Annotated in this window: 16 protein-coding genes and 1 pseudogene; 14 read left to right on the top strand and 3 right to left on the bottom strand. The window is 67.0% G+C overall.

What is annotated here, in order from left to right:
• The 4 genes and pseudogenes from CAP_RS51505 to CAP_RS38975 all read left to right on the top strand — a co-directional run.
• Nucleotides 1–528, top strand: a pseudogene (locus CAP_RS51505) (hypothetical protein); the annotation flags it as partial.
• Nucleotides 529–696: 168 nt separating this feature from the next.
• Nucleotides 697–1,593, top strand: a complete 897-nt coding sequence (locus CAP_RS38985) for a CheR family methyltransferase (protein WP_063748827.1) — start codon at nt 697–699, stop codon at nt 1,591–1,593.
• On the top strand, nt 1,590–4,400 hold the full coding sequence (gene glnD, locus CAP_RS38980; protein WP_231511957.1) for a [protein-PII] uridylyltransferase: 2,811 nt from the start codon (nt 1,590–1,592) through the stop codon (nt 4,398–4,400). The genes CAP_RS38985 and glnD overlap by 4 nt, the downstream gene beginning before the upstream one ends.
• On the top strand, nt 4,397–5,425 hold the full coding sequence (locus CAP_RS38975) for a tetratricopeptide repeat protein (protein WP_044250378.1): 1,029 nt from the start codon (nt 4,397–4,399) through the stop codon (nt 5,423–5,425). Before glnD ends, CAP_RS38975 begins: the two co-directional genes overlap by 4 nt.
• A gap of 27 nt (nt 5,426–5,452) precedes the next feature.
• Here CAP_RS38975 and CAP_RS38970 read toward each other — a convergent pair whose 3' ends face one another.
• Together CAP_RS38970 and CAP_RS38965 are read right to left on the bottom strand one after the other, a co-directional pair.
• Complete coding sequence (locus CAP_RS38970; RefSeq protein WP_044250375.1) at nt 5,453–6,352, bottom strand: ParB/RepB/Spo0J family partition protein; 900 nt, start codon at nt 6,350–6,352, stop codon at nt 5,453–5,455.
• A complete protein-coding gene (locus tag CAP_RS38965; protein WP_081865729.1) occupies nt 6,349–7,344 on the bottom strand; it encodes a ParA family protein in 996 nt (331 codons plus the stop codon). Before CAP_RS38965 ends, CAP_RS38970 begins: the two co-directional genes overlap by 4 nt.
• 512 nt (nt 7,345–7,856) lie before the next feature.
• Between CAP_RS38965 and CAP_RS38960 the strand changes: the two genes are divergently transcribed.
• From CAP_RS38960 to CAP_RS51500, 9 genes are all read left to right on the top strand, one after another.
• Nucleotides 7,857–8,021 (top strand): hypothetical protein, encoded by a 165-nt coding sequence (locus CAP_RS38960; RefSeq protein WP_044250372.1) that lies wholly within the window; start codon nt 7,857–7,859, stop codon nt 8,019–8,021.
• Between the two features lie 193 nt (nt 8,022–8,214).
• The gene (gene tig / locus CAP_RS38955) at nt 8,215–9,483 is read left to right on the top strand and encodes a trigger factor (protein WP_044250369.1); all 1,269 of its coding nucleotides are present in this window, start codon (nt 8,215–8,217) and stop codon (nt 9,481–9,483) included.
• Nucleotides 9,484–9,831: 348 nt separating this feature from the next.
• Nucleotides 9,832–10,473 carry an ATP-dependent Clp protease proteolytic subunit gene (locus tag CAP_RS38950; RefSeq protein WP_231511956.1) on the top strand — a complete coding sequence of 214 codons (642 nt, stop codon included), beginning with the start codon at nt 9,832–9,834 and terminating at the stop codon, nt 10,471–10,473.
• A gap of 303 nt (nt 10,474–10,776) precedes the next feature.
• Nucleotides 10,777–12,033, top strand: a complete 1,257-nt coding sequence (gene clpX, locus CAP_RS38945) for an ATP-dependent Clp protease ATP-binding subunit ClpX (RefSeq protein ID WP_044250364.1) — start codon at nt 10,777–10,779, stop codon at nt 12,031–12,033.
• 45 nt (nt 12,034–12,078) lie between these two features.
• Nucleotides 12,079–14,574: an endopeptidase La gene (lon, locus tag CAP_RS38940; protein ID WP_044250362.1), complete on the top strand. Its 2,496-nt coding sequence runs from the start codon at nt 12,079–12,081 to the stop codon at nt 14,572–14,574.
• Nucleotides 14,575–14,627: 53 nt separating this feature from the next.
• Complete coding sequence (purH, locus tag CAP_RS38935; protein ID WP_044250361.1) at nt 14,628–16,187, top strand: bifunctional phosphoribosylaminoimidazolecarboxamide formyltransferase/IMP cyclohydrolase; 1,560 nt, start codon at nt 14,628–14,630, stop codon at nt 16,185–16,187.
• A gap of 325 nt (nt 16,188–16,512) precedes the next feature.
• A complete protein-coding gene (locus tag CAP_RS54560) occupies nt 16,513–17,955 on the top strand; it encodes a ParA family protein (RefSeq protein ID WP_231511955.1) in 1,443 nt (480 codons plus the stop codon).
• Nucleotides 17,956–17,972: 17 nt separating this feature from the next.
• Nucleotides 17,973–18,278 carry a ribbon-helix-helix domain-containing protein gene (locus CAP_RS38925; RefSeq protein WP_044250360.1) on the top strand — a complete coding sequence of 102 codons (306 nt, stop codon included), beginning with the start codon at nt 17,973–17,975 and terminating at the stop codon, nt 18,276–18,278.
• Between the two features lie 173 nt (nt 18,279–18,451).
• Entirely contained in the window at nt 18,452–18,856 is a 405-nt protein-coding gene (locus CAP_RS51500) for a hypothetical protein (protein WP_156041541.1), read from the top strand.
• Nucleotides 18,857–18,877: 21 nt separating this feature from the next.
• On the opposite strand, the gene CAP_RS38915 is transcribed toward CAP_RS51500, so the two are convergent.
• Nucleotides 18,878–19,933: an RluA family pseudouridine synthase gene (locus CAP_RS38915; protein ID WP_044250358.1), complete on the bottom strand. Its 1,056-nt coding sequence runs from the start codon at nt 19,931–19,933 to the stop codon at nt 18,878–18,880.
• 116 nt (nt 19,934–20,049) lie between these two features.
• On the opposite strand from CAP_RS38915, the gene glgA reads away from it, so the two are divergent.
• Complete coding sequence (glgA, locus tag CAP_RS38910; RefSeq protein WP_044250356.1) at nt 20,050–21,492, top strand: glycogen synthase GlgA; 1,443 nt, start codon at nt 20,050–20,052, stop codon at nt 21,490–21,492.
• Nucleotides 21,493–21,505: the final 13 nt, after the last annotated feature.

Genomic DNA, 21,505 nt, shown 5'->3' with positions numbered 1-21,505 from the left:
CGCCTGGATTGGGCGCCCAAGTCGAGACTAGCGCAGGTCGGAGTTCCCGGTGCCGTGGATCACCTTGTTAAAAATCTCTCACAGCTTCTTCCCGCCTTTGCAGAGATAGCTAGCTACCTGAATGCCGCTACCCCACATTATAAAGGGTCTTGGTCGGCGATCGGATCTCAACTTTTGCAGATTCTTGATTCTCCGATCGCAAAGGAGAGTGAGTACATCCAAATTGTGATTCTTGGACTATTTGCAAAAATTGCTGAACTAAATCATTTTACACACCTGACAGGCCGCTACGCATCCAGCGTGCCGAGTGCGCAGCGTGAGATCGTCTTGGCTGCTGCAAACTCTAGAGCTGACGCATGGCTGCGAACGATAAAAGCTGATTATTCTCGATATGATCCGTGGCTGAAGCGGGCGGTCGCCTTCGCATGTCGCGTTTTTCCACATGATGAGCGCAAGTTCTGGATAAAGGAGGTCAAGCCGCTAGCCTCGCGGCTTGAGAGCGCGGTCCTGGAAGATTCAAAACCATGAACGCTTCAGTTCGTGAGTGGCATGGTGTTCGTACAGTGTGTCTGAACTCAGCGTAGCCTCCGTTCTTGTGGGCTCACGGGTTGTCACCCGTGCTCCTTCGCAGATGAGCTGGCACAGGACCGGGGTACGCGCGCTGGGAGGCGGTGGTAGGCTGCGCTCGGGAATGGCATGCCCAGCAGTCTGACGTCACAGGCGGGCGACCGCGCGGTGGACCTCGCCCTCGCTGCGGCGGAGCGGGACCTCGGCGTGGGGCGCGCCATGGCGGCGCCGGGGTGGGTGCGCGACCGGGTGCTGACCATCCTGGAGGCGCAGGCGGCGCGGCTGGGGATCACCGCGATGCGCGCGGCCGAGCGGCTGCAGCGCGACAGGTCGGCGGTCGAGGAGATCGTGGCGGCGCTGCGGGTGGGGGAGACGCGGTTCTACCGGGATCCGGTGATGTGGGAGGCGATCGCGAGCGCGGTGATCCCGACCCTCCCGCAGCGGCCCGTCGCGGGGCTCTCCGCGGGGTGCAGCACCGGGGAGGAGGCGTACACGCTGGCGATGATGCTCGCCATCGCGGGCAAGCGGTTCAGCGTGCTCGGGGTGGATCGATCCTCCGAGGCGGTGCAGGCGGCCCGGGAGGCGACGTACTCGGCCGAGGCGGCGCGGCACCTGCCTCCGGCGTACGTGCGGCGCTTCTGCGAGGTGGATGGATCGGTGATGCGGGTGCGCAAGGAGCTGCGCTCGCTGGTGTCGTTCGAGGTCTGCGATCTGGTGTCGGCGGTGCCCCGGGGTGGGTTCCAGATCATCCTGTTCAAGAACGTGCTGCTCTACCTGGCGACGCCCGCAGGGGAGGCGGTGGCGCGGCGGCTGCTCGGGGAGCTGGACGCGCGGGGGGTCCTGATCACGGCGGCGAGCGAGGTGCCGCGCCTGTGCTCGGTGGGGATCGCGACGGCGCGGATCTCGTCGGGGGTGACGGCGTTCCGGCTGGGGCCACGGACGGGGAGCGAGCCTCCGCCGCCTCCACCCGCCGCGCCTGCCGCCAGCGGATCGGGGTTCCCGGGGGGCATGGAGGGAGGGCGTTGAGCCTCTCGGTAGAGCTGGGCGAGCTGGGCGGGCTGGGCGAGCCGGGCGGGGGGCCAGGCGGGAGTCCATCGACGGCGCTGGCCGAGGTGCGGGCGATGTACGCGGAGGGGCGGGCGGCGCTCGATCGGCAAGCGGCCGTGGTGCTGGAGGCACCCCAGGGCGGGACGGCGGCCGAGATCGAGGCGCTGGGGATGGCCCTGGGGCAACGGAGGGCGCGTCTGCTGGACGAGCTGCTCGGGCGGCTGTTCCAGGTGGTGCGGGAGCGCGACGGCGGGGGGCGCGGGGCGGCGGGCGGCGTGTGGAGCGAGGTGGCGCTGGCCGCCGTGGGGAGCTACGGGCGGGGGGCGGTGGCGCTGCGCAGCGATCTGGATCTGCGCATCCTGGCGCGGGACGCGCAGCAGGCCGGGGTGGTGGCCGACGCGCTGCTCTACCCGCTCTGGGACATGGGGGTGTCGGTCGGTCACCAGGTGGTGAGCGTGGAGGATCTGATCGCGTCCGCGCGGGATGATCTGCCGTCGGCGACCATCCTGCTCGACTGGAGGCACCTCGCCGGGGAGCGGGACCTGTCGGAGTCGCTCTGGCAGCGGGCGGTGTCGGGGCTGCTGGCGCACTCGGAGCTGCCGCTGTTCCTGGAGCGGCTGCGGCAGGAGGTGGAGCAGCGGCACGCGCGCTTCGGGGGCTCGGTGTACCTGCTGGAGCCGGACGTGAAGAACGGCGCGGGTGGGCTGCGGGATCTGGACATCGCGCGGTGGGCTGGCAAGGCGCGGTGGGGTGGGGGCGAGGTGCAGGCGCTGGTGCGGTTCGGGGCGCTCGTGGCGCGCGAGGCCGCGGAGCTGCGCGAGGCGGAGGACACGCTGTGGCGGATCCGGAACCTCTTGCACGCGAGCGCGAACCGGCGGAGCGACAGGCTGACCTTCGACAAGCAGGAGATGTGCGCGGCCGCGCTGGGGTACGGGGAGGGGGGCGAGGCCGTGGAGCGGATGATGAGCGCGTACTACCGCAGCGCGCGGACCATCTCGCGGGGGCTGGAGATGATCCTGACGCGGGCGACGCCGGTGCTGACGCGGCGGCGCAAGCACGAGGAGGATCTGGGCGGGGGCGTGCGGGTGTTCGATGGCTGCGTGACGGTGAGCAACCCGGCGGATCTGCGCACCGACCCGGCGCTGTCCTTGCGGGTGCTGTCCGCCGCCGTGGAGCGGGGGCTGCCGCTGCTCGCGCACACGCGAGAGGCGATCGCCCAGGTCGCGGCGGAGCCGTCGTTCTGCGCGGCGTTGCGGGAGAGCCCGGAGGCCGCGGCGCGCTTCCTCGGGCTGCTGATGACGTGCAGGGACACGCTGCTCAAGGCGGGGTCGCCCATCCGGGAGATGCACGATCTCGGGCTCTTGCTGGCGATGATCCCGGAGTTCTCACCGGTGGTCGGGCGGGTGCACAACGACGTCTACCACGTGTACACGGTCGACGTTCACTCGGTGGCGGCGGTGGATCGGCTGGCGGCGCTGGTGCGGGGGGAGCTCGCGGGGGAGTTCGGGTTGCCCTGCCGCCTGGCGGCAGAGGTGAGCCGGCCCGAGGTGCTGTTCGTGGCGACGCTGCTGCACGACGTGGGCAAGGCGATCGGCGGGACGGACCACAGCCAGCGCGGGGCGGAGATGGCGCAGGCGATCCTGGCGCGGCTCGGGCTCACCCCGGAGGACGTGGGGGAGGCGTGCCACCTGATCCAGAAGCACCTGGTGATGTACCACGTGGCGACGCGGCGGGATCTGGACGACCCGGCGACGATCGCGGAGTTCTGCCGGGAGGTGCACGGCCGCGAGGGGCTGCGCGATCTGTACCTGCTCACGGTGGCCGACCTGTCGACGACGAGCCCGACCTCGATGACCTCGTGGAAAGCGCGGATGCTCGACGAGCTGTACCTGGCCGCCGACGCGTTCCTCGCGGGCAAGGTGGTCGACGACGAGCGGCTCGGGCGGATGGTGGCGGAGGCGCGGCGCGCGGTGGACGCGGTGGACGCGGTGGACGCGGTGGACGGGGAGCGCCCGGAGGAGCGGCTGGAGCTCGGGGCGTTCGCGGACCGCTACCTCGCCTCGATGCCGGAGCGCTACCTGCTCTCGAACGCACCCACGGCGATCGCGGCGCACGCGGTGCTGGCGTGGGAGCAGGAGAAGACGAGGGTGCCGGCGCGCGTCGCGCTGGTGCCGTCGCGACACCCGGAGGCGGCGGAGCTGTGCGTGGTGGCGCAGGACCGCCCGGGGCTCCTCGCGGCGATCACCGCGGCGATCGCGGCGTCGCGGCTGGAGGTGCACGCGGCGCAGATTCACTCGCGGTCGTCGGAGGAGGCGGAGACGCAGGCCGTGGATCTGTTCTGGGTGCGGGACCGGGGCGACGGGGTGGAGGGGGTGGCGCGGTCCATCCCGAAGCTCGTGCGGGAGCTGCAGGCGATCCTCTCGGGGCAGCTCGATGGGGCGGCGCTGGTGCAGCAGCGGGGCGCGGCGCTGCGGGAGCGGAAGACGCCGAAGGTGCGGACGCAGGTGGCGGTGGACGATCGGGTGTCGCCGCGGCACACGGTGATCGAGGTGCTGACCCGCGACAAGCCGGGGCTCCTGTTCGCAATCTCGGACGCGCTGTACAGGCTGGGGCTGTCGATCGCGGTGGCGAAGATCAACACGGAGGGGACACGGGTGGCCGACGTGTTCTATGTGAGAGAGGCGAGCGGCGAGAAGATCGCGCCCGGGCGCCGCACGGCGGAGGTCCGGGAGCACATCGAGTCGGCGCTGCGGCGGCTCGAGAACGAGGAAGGGAACAGCGCATGAGGCGGTGGTCGAGGAACAGGGGCGGAGCGCTCGTCGCGGCTCTCGCCAGCGGGGCGTTCTTCCTGGCGGGGTGTGGCGCCCCGCAGAGCCCTGCGCAGGAGGCGCTCGTCGCCGATCCGCCCGTCGACGCGGAGGAAGGCGCTGCCGCCGGGGCCGCCGACGGCGAGCTGCAGCGCGGCATCGCGTTCATCAAGAGCGAGCGTTACGAGGACGCGAAGACGCACCTGCAGCAGGCGCTGCAGAAGAAGCCGGACAGCGCCGAGGCTGCGTACTACCTGGGCGTCGCGAGCGAGAAGACGGGGGATCGGGCGGGCGCCGAGAAGGCCTACCAGCAGGCGCTGAAGAGCGATCCGACGCTGGCGGAGGCTGCGCTGAACCTGGGGGCGATCTACCTGGAGGACCCGGCCCGGCCCGACGAGGCCATCGCGGTGATGACGCCGGCACTGGCCAAGGCGACGGAGCCGGCGCGCCTGCACCAGAACCTGGCCTATGCCTACGGCCTGAAGAAGGACTACGAGAAGGCGGGGAAGCAGTACGAGGCGGCCCTCGGCAAGGGTGAGAGCGCCGACCTGTACTTCGCGTACGGGATGATGCTGGTGGAGGCCAAGCAGGGGGAGAAGGCCGCGGCGCAGCTCAACAAGGCGCTGGGACTCGCAGGGAGCGACGTGGCGCTCGTGGCGAGCATCGGTCGGGCGCTGGGGCCGGCGGGAGCTTACGGCGATTGCGTGAAGGCGTTCGATCGCGCCATCCAGCTCAAGCCCGACGCCGCCGAGCTTCATGTGCGGCGCGGGACGTGCCGGCACGAGCTGAAGGACGAGCCGGGGGCGCGCGCGGATTACCAGGCAGCGATCAAGGCCGATCCGAGCTTCGCGCCTGCGCACTACTACCTGGGGATGTCGTGGCTCGGTGACAAGAAGACGCAGGAGGCGCGCGCCGCGTTCGAGCAAGCGTCGAAGGTGGGCGGAGAGACGGAGATCGGCAAGCGGGCGCGCGAGAAGCTGAAGGATCTCGGCAAGAAGAAGTGAGGCGGCGGAGGGGGGAGGGGGGGAGACTCAGCCGTCGAGGAGGGCGAGGATCCGATCCAGCTCGTCGAGGGAGCTGTAGGCGATGCCCAGCTCTCCTCGGCCGCCCTGATCGCGGACCTCGACCTTGGTCCCCAGGCGCCGGGTGAGGCGCGTCTCCAGGTCGCGTACGGAGGCCGACTTGCCGGCGGGGGGCTTGTCGGTGCCGGCGGGCTTCTCCTCGGCGGGGGCAGTGGCGCGCTCCTTGGCCGCACGGACGAGGGACTCCACCTTGCGAACCGGGAGCTTGCCGCGGATGGCGCGCTCCGCGATGTCGTCCATCGACTTCTCGTCGGGGGCGCCGAGGAGCGCGCGGGCGTGGCCTTCGCTCAGCTCCCGGGAGATGACCTTGCTCCGGATGCGCGTGGGGAGCTTGAGGAGCCGGAGGACGTTGGTGATGGTCGAGCGGTCCTTGCCGACCCGCTCGGCGAGGACCTCCTGCGTATAGCCGTGCTCGCGGAGGAGGCGATCGAGTGCCTCGGCGACCTCGATGGGGTTGAGGTCCGAGCGCTGGACGTTCTCGATGAGCGCGAGTTCGAAGGCTTCCTTGGGAGAGACGTCCTTGACGACGACGACGACGTCGTGGAGGCCAGCGCGCTGCGCGGCGCGCCAGCGTCGTTCTCCGGCGATGATCTCGAAGCGGTCGGAGCCCGGGGAGCCGCGGCGAACGACGAGCGGCTCGATGAGGCCGTGCTCGCGGATGCTGGCTGTCAGCTCTTCGAGTTCCGTCTCGTCGAAGTACTGCCGCGGCTGCCCCTTCTGGGGGACGATCTTCTCGATCGCACACAGGAAGACGCTCCGCTCGACGGAGCCGGAGGCGACTGGCCCGGGCAGGAGTGCGTCGAGTCCTCGGCCCAGCGCGCGGCGCTGCCCCTTGACGTCAGTGCTCATGTTCGCGGTCGGGTGTCCTTGGGAGATGACGCAGGCGGCGTCGCGGGCCGGGCTTCGAGAGCCGGCGCGTCTGCTGCGGCGGTCCTGGCAGGTGTGCGCTCGGGGGCTGGAGCTTCCATGACGGCTGCCGCGGCGGCTGCCTTGGTGGCCTTGGTGCGCCCGCGCTTCGGAGCTCCGTGGTGCGTCTCCAGGATCTCGCGGGCGAGGCTGAGGTAGCCCTGCGCGCCCTTGGACTGGACGTCGTAGAGGAGGGCTGGCTTGCCGTGTGAAGGCGCCTCACTGAGGCGAACGTTGCGGGGGATGATGGCGTTGAAGACGCGGAAGTGCCCCTTCACTTCGTCGGCCACCTGGTGGGTGAGCGAGGTGCGGCCGTCGTACATCGTGAGCACGATCCCCTCGATGGTCAGCTCCGGGTTGAACACGTTGCGCACGCGGTCGATGGTCGCCATGAGGTGGGTGAGGCCTTCCAGCGCGTAGTACTCGCACTGAAGAGGGACCACCACCCGGGTGGCGGCGGTGAGCGCGTTCAGGGTGAGGAGCCCGAGCGAGGGCGGACAGTCGAGGACCACGAAGGCATAGTCGCCGACGTGCGGGCGGATGGCGTCTCGCAGCCGGGTCGCGCGATCCGGGGCGTCCACGAGCTCGAGCTCCGCAGCAACGAGGTCCTGCGTGGCAGGCACCACGTCGAGGAGCGGGACGTCCGTGTGGATCGTGGCCTGGGGCAAGGTGACGCGGCCGATGAGCACGTCGTAGATGGACACCTCGACGCTGCGGGGCCGGACGCCGACACCGCTGGAGGCGTTGCCCTGCGGGTCGCAGTCGACGAGCAAGGTGCGGTGCTCGGCGGTGGCCAGGCTGGCGGCGAGGTTGACCGCCGTGGTGGTCTTTCCGACGCCTCCCTTCTGGTTGGCGACGGCAAAGATGAGGGTGGGGGGCTTGGGGGCGGCGGCAGCCTGCCTGGCCGGCGCGTTTCCATCTCGGGGTGCGGGCATCGTGGGATCGCGTCCGCCCAGGCAGATACACGAGGAGGCTCCTGGCCGGAAGGAGCGCCTCACGCACCGAGCACCGCCACAGGATTTTTCAACGCAGGAATTTTCACCGTTCGCAATCGAGAATCTACAGTGACCGACATGTCGTTGGATGTAGGTGTGAACGCGGCGCCGGGAACGAGCGTGTTCGGTCGGGTGATCGACGTCTCACCTTCAGCCTGGAGGCGCAGGGGTTCCGCGAGGACGCCTGCGGTGTGCCGCTCCCAGCACCTGCGACCGTCTCGGCTTCTGGGGCTCGATCGGGTGCTGGCGCCATCGGACGACGTCCGATCGGTCGACCGCGTGCTCGCGGGCGTCTTCTGGAAGCGCGGCGGGGCCGGCGGGAGCGATGCGCTGGCCCCCGTGATCCAGCTTCGGTTCTGACTCCCCCAGCTTTGTCGGACGTGTGCCCTGCTTTCACCGAGCCGCCCGATTCGATCGGAGCGCTGTCTCGGTCCGTCGTGAGGAGGATGGAAATGCCGCTGCCCAAGACCTTCCGGAATTTCGCTGAGTTCGAGCGTGAGTACCTGCCGACCCGCGTGGGTTTCTCGATGGAGGACATCGTGGAGGAGGGCTCGTTCGACGCCGAGCTCGATTTCGACAGGGACCTGTTCGACGGGTCCGACGACGACGAGTACTGACCACGGCACGGGGGCGCCGCGCTCCTGGCGCTTCTGGCGCGGCGCTTCCGGCGCTTCCGGCGCTTCCGGCGCACGGGTCGGCGTCCCGACAGGTTTCCCGGAAGCAGAGACGCACCCTCCTTTTTTTCCACGGCTTCATCGGGCTTCTTGACCCTTTCGGCGGCGCATGGCACGAGGACCGCCCTCATACGCCATGCAAGTCACCGTCGAAAAGCTGTCCCCCGTGCTCCTGGAGTTCGTCGTGGAGGTTCCTGCCGAGCAGGTGCGGAGCGAGGTCGAAAAGGCCTACACCGTGCTGCAGCGGACCGCTCGGGTTCGCGGCTACCGCCCGGGCAAGGCTCCGCGCAACATTCTCTCGCACCTGTACGGTGGGCGGGTCCATGCCGATGTCGCGCAGCGGCTCGTGGATGCCACGCTGAACAAGGCGCTTGCCGAGCAGTCCGTGCAGCCGCTGTCGCAGCCCGCGATCGCCCCTGCAGAGCTCCGCCCCGATGCCTCCTTCTCCTACAAGGCGCGCTTCGAGGTGCGCCCGGAGATCAGCGGCGTGAAGTGGGAGGGCTTCGAGGTGAAGCGGCCTTCCGTGAAGGCCTCGGACGAGATGGTGGACGCCGAGATCGCGGGGCTGCGCCGCAAGCACGCCACCCTGCAGTCGCCCGATCCCGAGCGCCCGGCCAAGGTTGGCGACGTCGCGACCATCACCTTCAAGCTGGAAATCGGCGGGGAGTTCCTCGACCAGAAGGAGCAAGAGGTCGAGACGGAGCTCGGGTCGGGGCACCTCTTCAAGGAGATCGACGAAGCGTTGATCGGCATGAATGCAGGTGAGCACAAGGACGTGCGCCTCACCTTCCCGGCGCAGCACCAGAACCCTGAGCTGCGCAGCAAGGAAGGCGTGTTCCACGTGACGCTCAAGGACCTGCGCGAGCGCATCTATCCCGAGGTGGATGACGAGTTCGCGAAGGATTGCGGCGAGGAGAGCCTGGAGGCACTCCGCGCGTCGCAGCGGGCGAAGGTGGAGAAGGAGCTGACGCAGAAGGCGAGCGACGCGGTCGCCGAGCAGCTCGTGATGGAGATCTGCAAGGCGAACCCGATCCCCGTTCCTCCGTCGCTGGTGGATCAGCAGGCCCAGCTCGCAGAGCGGGAACTTCTCGCGGCGGCACGCCGTCAGGGACAGCGGCTCGACTCCAATGCTGATCTGCGTGCCCGCGTGCGGCTCGACTCCGAGATGAAGGTGCGCGCTGGGCTCCTCATGGCCGAGATCGCCAAGGAAAAAGAGGTCAAGGTCACCGAGGCGGACATCGAGAAGGGCTACGAGGAGCTGGCCGAGCAGTCCGGCAAGAACGTGGCCAAGGTGAAAGCCGAGTACAGGGACCCGAAGAAGCGTGAGCTTCTCATCGGCATGATCCTCGAGGACAAGATCCTCGACATGATCGAGGCCGCTGCGAAGATCACGGACGCTGCATAGGGTCCCCAGCAGGCTCTCAGGAGCCCCTGTGCCCCCCGCGCTTACCCGTCGCTTCCCCATCTGCCCAACCCTCGATCACCAAGCGAAAGACCGGGATCGAGGATGGGCCTGTGGGTATGCACCGTGTGTCCTCTGGACAGGAGCCAGCGGGCCATGGTCTCTCCGGACAGACCATCAGAGCGGCTGGATCGAACCGAGCCCATCAGCACCGACACCAGGTACGCGCAGAACAGAGTGCAACCCCTTGCAGTCGTGCGGCGCCTGGCCCAGTCCTAGGGGCCTGCCGGCGACCGGCAACAACCTTCGGAGCACCGGATGACCCGACGAGTCGAAAACCGCACGCAAGCGATGCAACTCCTTGAGAGGGAGCACCACGTCCTCGAACAGGTCGAGCGAGAGCGCGCCGTCATCGTCCCCACGGTGACGGAGGTGACCCACCGCGGAGAGCGCGAGTGGAACATCTTCAGCCGCCTCCTCAAGGATCGCATCGTCTTCATCGGCGCCGAGATCGATGACTTCCTGGCGAACCTCGTGATCGCGCAGTTCCTGTTCCTGGAGAGCGAGGATCCGGACAAGGAGATCCAGGTCTACATCAACAGCCCTGGCGGCGTGGTGACCTCGGGCCTCGCCATGTACGACACGATGCAGTACGTCCGCTGCTCGGTGTCGACGATGTGCCTGGGACAGGCAGCTTCGATGGCGGCAATCCTGCTCGCCGCTGGCCAGAAGGGGCGTCGCTATGCGCTGCCTCACTCGCGCATGATGATCCATCAGCCTCTGGGCGGTGCGCGTGGGCAGGCCACGGACATCGAGATCCAGGCGCGTGAGATCAAGAAGATCAAAGAGACGCTGATCGACATCCTCGTGGAGGCGACGAACAAGGGACGCGAGGACATCGCTCGCGACATCGAGCGTGACTTCTACCTGAGCGCCGGGCAGGCCAAGGAGTACGGGCTCATCGATGAGGTGTTGCCCGCGCGCAAGAAGTAGAGGCGCTCCCGGGAGCCCGCCAAGGCGGAATCTGGGTAGAGCGTGGAGTTGAGCTGGAGCAGGGGAGGGGGATCGGGCGTGATGCCGGGCCGGTCGTTCCGTTACGGACCGTTCCGGCATTTTGTCCGTCCCTGCGTGCCTCTTGCAGCAGTTGCGGTGGACTCACCGATGAAGGGAAGGGAGGAGCTCCTCCCCGTTCGCTTGCGACGGTAGGTGCGCCGTTCTAGAATCCGGGCGTGGTTTCCCGATCCTGAGCGGAATTCCCATCGCAGGACGCGGCGATCACACGAGCTGAGGGTCGAAGTGGAGCGAAGGCGGGACGATCACTCGAACGGCAACCTGAGCTGCTCCTTCTGCGGAAAATCGCAGAAGGAGGTCAAGAAGCTCATCGCAGGACCTACGGTCTACATCTGCGATGAATGCATCGGGCTCTGCAACGACATCATTGCGGAGGAGGTGGAAAAAGACGAGCCCTACGCGGGTTCGACGCCGATTCCGAAGCCATCCGACATCAAAGTCATTCTCGACGAGTACGTGGTCGGGCAGCACCGAGCGAAGAAGATTCTCTCGGTGGCCGTGCACAACCACTACAAGCGCATCGACAGCCGTGTCTCGGCAGACGACGTCGAGCTGCAGAAGTCGAACATCCTGCTGCTGGGGCCCACGGGTTCGGGGAAGACGCTCCTCGCGCAGACGCTGGCCAAGATCATCAACGTGCCGTTCGCCATCGCCGACGCCACGACGCTGACCGAGGCCGGGTACGTGGGCGAGGACGTCGAGAACATCATCGTTCAGCTCTTGCAGAACGCGGATCACGACGTCGAGAGGGCCCAGCGCGGCATCGTCTACATCGACGAGATCGACAAGATCAGCCGCAAGAGCGACAACCCGAGCATCACGCGTGACGTGTCGGGTGAGGGGGTACAGCAAGCGCTGCTCAAGATCATCGAGGGCACGATCGCCAACGTTCCCCCGAAGGGCGGCCGCAAGCACCCGCAGCAGGATTTCCTGCAGGTCGATACCACGAACATCCTGTTCATCTGTGGCGGCGCGTTCGTGGGCCTCGACCAGATCATTCAGCGGCGCATTGGCCAGGCGTCACTGGGCTTCGGGGCGGACATCAAGTCCAAGAAGGAGTTCAAGCTGGGCGAGCTTCTCAGCGAGGTGCAGCCTGAGGACCTCCTGAAATTCGGCCTCATCCCCGAGTTCATCGGCCGTCTGCCGATGGTGGCTACCCTCCACGAGCTGAACGAGGATGCGCTCATCGACATCCTCACCAAGCCGAAGAACAGCCTGGTGAAGCAGTATCAGAAGCTCTTCGAGATGGACGGCGTGAAGCTCAAGTTCACCCGGGGCGCGCTGACTGCCGTGGCCAAGCAGGCGCTGGAGCGGGCCAGCGGCGCTCGTGGTCTCCGGGCCATCCTGGAGAACGCGATGCTGGACATCATGTACGACATCCCTTCGCGCACCGGGATCAAGGAAGTCGTCGTGAGCGAGGACGTCATCCTCAAGCACGAGCCGCCGATCATCGTCTACACGAAGGAGGCGGAACTCGCTTGAGGCGCTGCCCCATGATTCAGCAGACGCAGAAAAGAAAGGCGGCGGATGTTCTTCAAGAATGATGGCGAGCGTAGCAAGGGGACGCCGGAGCGTGGCGTCGCCCCGCTGCTGCCTCTGCGCGATATCATCGTCTTCCCCCACATGGTTTCGCAGCTCTTCGTGGGGCGCGAGCGAAGCATTGCCGCCCTCGATGAGGCGATGGGGCGAGGAAAAGAGATCTTCCTCGCGGCGCAGCGCAACGCGAAGACGAACGATCCGGCGCCCGATGACATCTTCGCCATCGGGTCCGTGGGCGCCATCATGCAGCTCCTGCGCCTGCCCGATGGGACGGTGAAGGTCATCGTCGAGGGAAAGAGGCGGGCGCGCGTCCGTCGCTATGCTCAGACGGATGCTTACTTCCTCGTCGAATACGATGAGGTGCCGGAGACCGCTGCCTCGGGCGTCGAGGTCGAAGCGCTGATGCGCTCGGCGCAATCGACGTTCGAGATGTACGTGAAGCTCAACAAGAAGATCCAGCCTGAGGTCCTCATGACGGTGCAGAGCATCGATGAGGCTTCCAGGCTCGCCGATACCATCATTGCCAACCTCCCGACCATCAAGCTCGCCGACCGGCAAGGGCTGCTTGAAATGGAGGATCCGCGCCAGCGGCTCGAGCGTCTCATCGAGCTGATGCAGGCTGAAATCGAGATTCTCCAGGTGGAGAAGAAGATTCGCAGCCGCGTCAAGAAGCAGATGGAGAAGACGCAGAAGGAATACTATCTGAATGAGCAGATGCAGGCCATTCAGAAGGAGCTGGGTGGCGGCGAGCGCGACGAATTCAAGAACGAGATCCAGGAGGTCGAAGAGGCCCTCAAGACCAAGCGGATGAGCAAGGAAGCCACCGCCAAGGTCAAGAAGGAGCTGAAGAAGCTCAAGATGATGCACCCCACGAGCGCCGAGGCGACCGTGGTGCGCAACTACATCGACTGGATCCTGGAGCTTCCCTGGTACGACAAGAGCGAGGAACGCCACGATCTTGCGGAGGCAGAGAAGATCCTCGACGAGGATCACTATGGCCTGAAGAAGATCAAGGAGCGCATCCTCGAGTATCTGGCGGTGCAGGCGCTGACCAAGAAGCTCAAGGGCCCGGTGCTCTGCTTCGTCGGGCCGCCGGGGGTGGGCAAGACCAGCCTGGCAAAGTCGATTGCGCGGGCGACGGGTCGAAAGTTCGTGCGGCTCTCCCTGGGCGGCGTCCGTGATGAGGCCGAGATCCGAGGGCATCGCCGGACGTACATCGGCGCCCTGCCGGGGAAGCTGATTCAGTCGCTGAAGAAGGTGGGCACCAACAACCCGGTCTTCCTGCTGGACGAGATCGACAAGATGTCGACCGATTTCCGCGGGGACCCGGCGGCAGCGCTGCTCGAGGTGCTCGATCCGGAGCAGAACTCGACCTTCAACGATCACTACCTCGACCTGGACTACGATCTGTCGGACGTGATGTTCATCACGACAGCCAATACGCTGTCGGGCATCCCGGTGCCGCTCCAGGACCGCATGGAGATCATTCAGCTCTCCGGGTACACCGAATTCGAGAAGCTGAACATCGCCGTCAAGTATCTGGTCCCGCGTCAGCGGAAGGAGTGCGGGCTGGAGGACGTGCAGCTCGACTTCACCGAGGGCGCCATCCGGACCATCACCCACCACTACACGAAGGAGAGCGGGGTTCGCTCCCTGGAGCGCGAGATCGCGAGCGTTTGCCGGAAGATCGCGCGCAAGGTGGTGGCGGAGGGCAAGGAGAAGCCCGTGCAGGTGCTTGCCAAGGCCATTCCCGGGTACCTGGGCGTGCCGAAGTACCGGCTAGGTCGTCGTGAAGAACGCGATGAGGTCGGGCTCGTCAACGGCCTTGCGGTGACGAGCGTCGGCGGAGACCTGCTGCCGGCCGAAGCCACGGTCGTCCCTGGCAAAGGCAAGCTGGTCATCACGGGGCTTCTTGAGAAGGGGATGGAAGAGAGCGGGCACGCGGCGATGAGCTATGTGCGCTCGCGACTCGACCGGCTGGGGCTCGATGCGGACATCTATCAGAAGGTGGATGTCCATATTCACTTCCCCGATTTCGTGCGCAAGGATGGACCGAGCGCTGGTGTGACGATGGTCACGGCACTCGTGAGCGCGATGATGAAGGTGCCTGTGAGGCGCGATCTGGCGATGACCGGGGAGATCACCCTGCGCGGGCGGGTGATGCCCATCGGGGGCTTGAAGGAGAAGCTGCTCGCGGCGCATCGCGGCGGGATCACCACCGTGATCATGCCCAAGGAGAACCGGAAGGATCTGCGGGATGTGCCGCGGCGGGTGCTGAAGGCGCTGCGTCTCGTGCTCGTGGAGCATGTGGATGACGTGCTTCGTGAGGCCTTGATTCTTCCCGATCCCGTGGCCGTGTTCGGGCCCGCGACGAACGTCGTGGAGTACAGGGACGGCGAGCCGTGGAGCCCGGACGGACCTGCGAAGCCTCTGGCACCTCCGGTGGGTGATCCCACGCCGGCGGCGCCCCCGCCTGGCGCGTAGTCACACGATCGTCTCTGGCATCCACGGCCTGTCGGGGCTACGGCCCTGGCGCCATGATCCAACGCGCCCTCATCTCCGTATCGGACAAGTCAGGTCTCGTCCCGTTCGCTACCCGGCTCGCCGCGCGCGGCGTCGAGATCCTTTCCACGGGCGGCACCCACCGTGCGCTGAGCGCGGCCCAGATTCCCGTGGTGGCGGTCGAGGATTACACGGGTTCACCCGAGGTGATGGATGGACGGGTGAAGACGCTCCATCCGCGGGTGCATGGCGGCATCTTGATGCGTGGGGATCGGGATCTGGCGGAGCTCGAGCAGCTCGGGGGCAAGCCCATCGATCTCGTGGTCTGCAACCTGTACCCGTTCGAGGAGACGCTGGCGCGAGCCGGCGTGGGCCACGAGGAGATCATCGAGAACATCGATATCGGCGGCCCGTCGATGCTGCGCAGCGCTGCGAAGAACCATGCGCGGGTGGTGACGGTCGTCGATCCTGGGGACTACGAGGAAGTGCTCGCGGAGTTCGAGCGCACCGGGGGGGTCCCGCAGGCCACGCGACAGCGGCTCGCGGCGAAGGTGTTCGCGCACACGGCTGCATACGATGGTGCCATTGCTGGCTACCTGTCGTCGCTGGTGGATGACCAGGGAGGCGAGCGAGAGGCGTACCCGCGTCACCTGACCCTCGCATTCGAGCGTGCTTACCCGCTCCGGTATGGGGAGAATCCGCATCAAAGCGGCGCGTTCTACCGGGAGCGCCGGGCGGCATCGGGGACGCTGGCGCAGGCGGAGTCGCTGGGGGCCGGTGGGAAGGAGCTCTCTTTCAACAATCTGGTCGATGTGGATGCAGCGCTCGAGGCGGTGCGCGACATCGAGCTGCCTGCCGCGGTCGTCGTGAAGCACACCAATCCCTGTGGTGTTGCGGTCTCGACCGACATCGAGAGCGCTTACCGCGCAGCTCGCGAGGCAGATGCGCTCAGCGCGTTCGGGGGCATCGTGGCGCTCAACCGAGAGGTGGATCGGGCCACGGCGGTGGCGCTGGCCGAGACGTTTCTGGAGTGTGTCGTCGCACCCGGGTACACGGCAGATGCGCTCGAGGTGCTGCGCAGCAAGAAGAACCTGCGGGTGCTCGCCACGGGAGCCTGGCTCGGCGGAGGGCACCAGGCGCTGACCTGGAAGCGCGTTGGGGGGGGCATCGTGGTGCAGCAGCGGGACGCGACGGCCGCCGGGGAGGTCCGGTCAGGGAAGGTGGTCACGAAGCGTGCGCCCACCGAGGAAGAGCTGACCGCGCTGGACCTCGCGTGGAGGGTCTGCAAGCACGTGAAGTCCAATGCCATCGTGCTCGCCAGCGCCACCGCGACGCTCGGGGTGGGTGCAGGGCAGATGTCGCGGGTGGAGAGTGTCCGGATTGCGTGCCGGAAAGCGGGCGCGAGCGCGCGAGGGAGCGTGATGGCCTCGGATGCCTTCTTCCCCTTCGCCGATGGCGTCGAGCTGGCGGCAGAGCATGGCGTCGCCGCCATCGTTCAGCCAGGGGGCAGCGTGAAGGACGCGGAAGTCGTGGCTGCAGCCGACCGGGCGGGGATCGCCATGATCCTCACGGGAGTGCGGCACTTCCGACACTGATGTGATTTTTCTAACGGACTCGAACTTCGAAGAAATGAATGCTGAAAATTTGGCTGTCGTTTCTTCTATATGTTGAAGGTCACCGACAGGACGGGCGCCTGGAGCGCCTGGCCTTCATCGACCCTCTTCGAGTTCGAGTCCCGCGTTGCTGGGGATGGCACCAAGGAGCGAGGCCGTGGCTGGAATCAGCGAGACATGCAGCATGTGCGGGACCGGATTCGAAGTCCAGTTTCGCTACCAGATGGAAGAGAGAGATGGGGGGTTCTCCTTTTTCTGCTCGCAGAAATGTCTCGAGAAGAGCCAGATCGGGAGCGAGAGCGGCTCGATGGCCACGTGCGATGCGTGCGCCAAGCGGTTCACTCCTGCGCTCGTGTCGCAGGTTCTCTACGTCTCGGGGAAGCGGCGCTATGCCTGTGGGCTGGAGTGTCGAGGCCAGCTCATCCGTGAAGCCAACGGTGTTCGGCTCGGGGAAATCGCTGCAGGGGCCCAGGAGTCGTCCACGGCGAGGCGGCGCGAGGGGCTGGGGCACGAGGATGAAGGCGGGGAGGGGCACGACCATTCCTTGGAGGAGCCGGCCGACGCGGCGTTCTTCAGCGTGACGCCTCCCAGCTCGGTGGGGGGGGCGATGGCAGGGGCGCCCCGATCGAACTCGGGGGAGGTCACCGTGCCGATTGCTGGAGGTGCGCCGCGTGCAACTCCGGCGAGCAACGCCCTGCTCTCCGGAGAGGCGCGCCGACCTTCGGGGAGCCCTCAGACCTCCCCGCCTGCGACGCCTGCGACGGCTGTGGGTCAGGCGTCCAGGAGCAAGGCTTCGGACCCGCAAGGGCGACAAGCAGGGGCCGTGGCAGTGCCCGTGGTGCCGCAGGGGACCTCCAAGCGCGGGGCTGCCGCAGGGCCCGTGTCTGCGCCGGTCTCTCAGGCGGTGCCGCGTTACCTGGCAGTGTTCAATCACAAGGGTGGCACTGGCAAGACCACCACGGCGGTGAGTGTCGCCGCGGGGCTGGCCAACAAGGGCAAGAAGGTGCTGCTCGTCGACACCGACGCCCAGGGGAATGTCTCGGTGTCGCTCGGGGCCAATGCCGAGCGCTCGCTGTACCATGTGCTCGTCATGGGCCTCCGGGTGGCCGACGCCACGAAGACGGTGAGGCCCAACCTCGATCTGCTTCCCTCGAACGAGACGCTCGCGGCTGCGGAGCTTTACCTGGCCGGGCGCCAGAATCGGGACCGGGTGCTCGCCGACAGGCTCGGAGCTGCGGCCGTCGGGTACGACTACGTGGTTCTCGATTGCTCGCCGAGTCTCTCGCTCATGAACCAGAATGCGCTCGTGTTTGCCGATAGCGTGCTGGTGCCGGTGGCTTGCGATTACCTGTCTCTGGTCGGGGTGCGGCAGGTCATCAAGACGGTGAAGAACGTGAATGCGCTGCTCCATCACCCCGTGCAGATCTGGGGTGTGCTGCCCACGTTCTTCGACGGTCGCGCGAAGATTGCGCGTGAGGCGGTCAGTACACTCCAGCAGCATTTCGGGGAGCGGTGCCTTCCTCCCATCCGTCAGGCCATCAAGGTGAAGGAGGCTCCTGCTCAGGGCCAGACGATCTTCGAGTATGCATCGGGCACCTCGGCGGCGGACGATTACCTGACGGTCGTGGAGCGCATCATCGAGAGCCGTGAGAAGGGGCAGGCCGGGTCAGAAGCCGCAAGTGCGAGGGCCGCGGGCGCGACACGGGGTACTTCGGGCGGTCGAACTGGCGCCGCGGTGGCGGGAGCGTGAGCGCGCAGGAGGTTGAGATGAAGAGCGTTGATGAGCGTGGCGGTGCCGCGAAGACGCTGCTCGATCGCGATGAGGTCGAGGGGGTCCTGTCGGGCGCTTTCTATACGCCAGCCGAGGTCCGGCCGCGGGCCAAGCCGCTGCCTGCAGAGCGGCCACAGCATTACAAGGTGATCTGCATCTCGCTTTACACCGAAGATCTGGAACGGCTGGATGAGATGGTCAACGCGCTGAAAGCGCGAGGAATCACCAAGGCCAACCGGAGCGCGCTCATCCGTCACGCTCTGTCTCAGGTGGATCTCGACAAGGTGCCACGCGGTCTCTGACACCCTGTCGGTCCAGCTTTTGCAGCGGCTCCTCCCGAAGCATGCAGCACGCATCGCGTCAGCTCTCGGGAGGAAGGGGTATGCCCACCGCACTGGCTCTACAGGAGATGGTCGCCGTCAGGCCCGCAGGTCGAGGGCAGCCTGAAGCAGGCCGTCAGCGAGGCTCCAGGAGGGTGCTGGCGGGGCTGATGGTGGCCGGTGCGCTGGGACTCGGGCTGCTCGCTCCCGCCGGGTGGAATGACTGCTTCGCGCAGGAGATGAGCCGAACTTCTCGGACGGCCACCGTGCAGGGAGAAGCGGCCAGCGTGCACGCTGTCGCGAATGTCCCATTTCTCACGCCGAAGCGCGAAGTCCCTCAAGCTACGTCACCTTCACCGGTGAACCAGGTCTGGGACACTGCGGCCGTGATCTTCATCGCACTGCTCGCGGGTCTGATACTCGGCGCCGTGGGGGCAATTGGAGTGCGGGAAGGGCGCCGCTACTTCAAGCGGGATGTCAGCGAGACGCAACTTCTGCGTGAGCGGGATCATGAGGCACGGCAGCGCATTGATGACCAGGAGGACGCGAACGCCCACTGAGTCGCGCGCCTGGGGGAAGCGTCAGGCGGGCATCAATCTGTCCCAGAATGCCCGCAGGTCAGGGGGGAGTTCGGATTCGATGCTCACGCGCCCACCCCGGACGGGGTGGTCGAACTCGAGGAAGGCGGCGTGGAGAGCGTGTCTCTCGATCTCCAGGACTCTCCGGTCGTCCTCCGTGAGCACGCCGTCTGCGCCGCGCGTGAAGAGTCCCTCGTCGGGGCCGTAGAGTTTGTCGCCCACGAGCGGCAGATCCAGGCTGCGCATGTGCACCCGGATCTGGTGCTGGCGACCAGTTTCGAGGCTGCAGCGCACGAGGCTGTAGCGCCGCCGTGACTCGGGATGAACGCGGCGCTCCAGGGTCTCGAAGGCCGTGGCGGCGGTCAACCCGGTGCCCGGGCGTGCGACCCGCATCTTCAGCTTCATCTTGTTCGTGGGATCGAGTTCGAGCGGTACTTCCACGCGGAACTGATCACGCTCCGGCCAGCCCCAGGTGATGGCGAGGTAGCGTTTGGTCACGGTGGCTCTCCCTTCGAACTGGGCCTTGATGTGCCGATCGGCTTCCGAGGTGCGGCTCAGCAGCAGCACGCCACTCGTCTCGCGATCGAGGCGATGCGCGAGGTAGAGGTGCTCTCCCTGCCGCGCCGCCTCCAGCAGCTTGACGACGGTGCTCTTGTGATAGCGGGCCGTCGGATGCACCGGGATGAGCGGGGGCTTGTTGATGGCGACCAGGTGCTCGTCCTCGTAGAGAACGGGGATCTCCACGTCGGGGGCCTGTTCGTCCCAGGGCTCCCGCCACAGAAGGATGCACTGCTCGGCGCGCACCCGGTCGCTGCCACGCAGCCTCCGGGCGTCAGGTGCATAGGCTCCGAGAGCCACGATGGCCGCGGCTCTCGTCCGGCTGGTCCGTCTGAGCTGTGTTTGCACGAAGCGGTCGAGCCGCATGCCGGCGGCCTCGGGAGGCACACGGAGGACAGTCACCACCGCCCCTTCGGGGACCTCGGGGGGACGCACGACCTGGATGCCGCGGCCGAAGGTTCCTGAGCTGGCCTCGAGCTGCCGCGCGCTGATGCGGGTCATTCTTCAGCCAGTCTAGTACAGGCGGCTCGGGGATGGTCCTCGGGGCATCCGGGTCGCCAGAGCCAGATGAAAAGGGGGGCCACGGCCCAGGGTCTCCGTGGTACACCCGCGGCCGCATGGAGATTCTCTTCGCTGCTTCCGAGCTCGCGCCGATGGTCAAGGTGGGTGGCCTCGCGGACGTGGTTGCTTCACTGTCCAAGGCTCTCCGGCTGCTCGGCCATCGGGTCACCATTGCTCTTCCGCGCTACCAGGCGCTCGAGTCGAGCGGGCTGATGCTCGCCCGTAGGCTCACGCCCATGGTGCTGGAGGGGCCCGGCGAGAGGGTGGAAGTGACGCTGTACGACGGCAGGCTCGGCTCAGGGGTCGACCTCCTGCTGCTTGACATCCCGGGTCTGTACGACCGCAAGGGGATCTACGGGGAGGGGGGGCAAGACTACCCTGACAACGCGCGCCGCTACGGGCTCTTTGCCCGGGCAGTCGTGGAGGTGGCGCGCCAGCGTGCACGCGCAGGGACGCCGTTCGATGTGCTGCACGCGCACGACTGGCCTGCATCCATGGCGTGTTACCTGCTCCGCGAACAGCGCTCGGCGATGCCGACGCGGTCGGTGCTCACCTTGCACAACATCGCGCATCAGGGCCTCTTTCCCCGGGAGGCGCTGGGGATGTTCGGGCTCACCGAGGAGCATTTCCACCCCGAGCGGCTCGAGTTCTACGGGAAGCTGAACCTCCTCAAGGGAGGGATCCTCGCCGCGGATGCACTGACCACCGTCTCCGACACGTATGCGCGTGAAATTCAGACGCCTGCACAGGGCTTCCGGCTCGATGGCGTCATTCGTTCGCACGGCCGCAAGCTGGCGGGCATCGTCAATGGGATCGACTACGCGGTGTGGAATCCCATGACGGATCCGTCCATCGTCGCGCGCTACGACGCAGAGGACATCGCCAACAAGGGGCGATGCAAGAGCGCCATCCTGCACGAGGTCGGGCTCGAGATCCGGCCGGAGCGGCCGCTCGTAGTCTCCATCAGCCGGGTGGTGGAGCAGAAAGGGAGCGACCTGCTCGCCGCTGCGCTGCCAAAGATCTTGCGGGGGGATGCGAGCGTGATCGTCGCGGGGGAGGGAGATCCCGAGCTGATGGGGCTCCTCAAGGCAGCGGTGGCGAAGGCGCCGGAGAGGGCTGCATACCTGGGAGGCGTGAGCGAACCCGTCGTCCACCGGCTTCTCGCCGGTGCCGATCTCGTGCTGGTCCCGTCACGGTACGAGCCCTGTGGCCTCGTGCAACTCTACGCGCAGCGATACGGGACCGTGCCCGTGGCGCACCGCACCGGAGGTCTCGTCGACACGGTGGTGGATCTCGATCCGGCCCTGGAGACAGGTACGGGCTTCCTCTACGACGAGCCCACGGCGCCGGCGCTCGTTGGCGCAGCGCAGCGTGCGCTGGCGGCGCTGACCCATCCGCGCTGGGGAGCCGTGAGGCGTCGTGTCATGAGGCTCGATCTCGGGTGGGATCGCCCCGCACGGCGGTATGCCCAGATTTACCGGTCCATCGCGCAGGCCTAGGGCGCACGAATTG

Source organism: Chondromyces apiculatus DSM 436 (assembly GCF_000601485.1).
In the GTDB taxonomy this organism is placed as follows: Bacteria; Myxococcota_A; Polyangia; order Polyangiales; family Polyangiaceae; genus Chondromyces; species Chondromyces apiculatus.
Note: the sequence above shows the minus strand (reverse complement) of the source record. Positions and strands in the feature narration are given on the sequence as shown.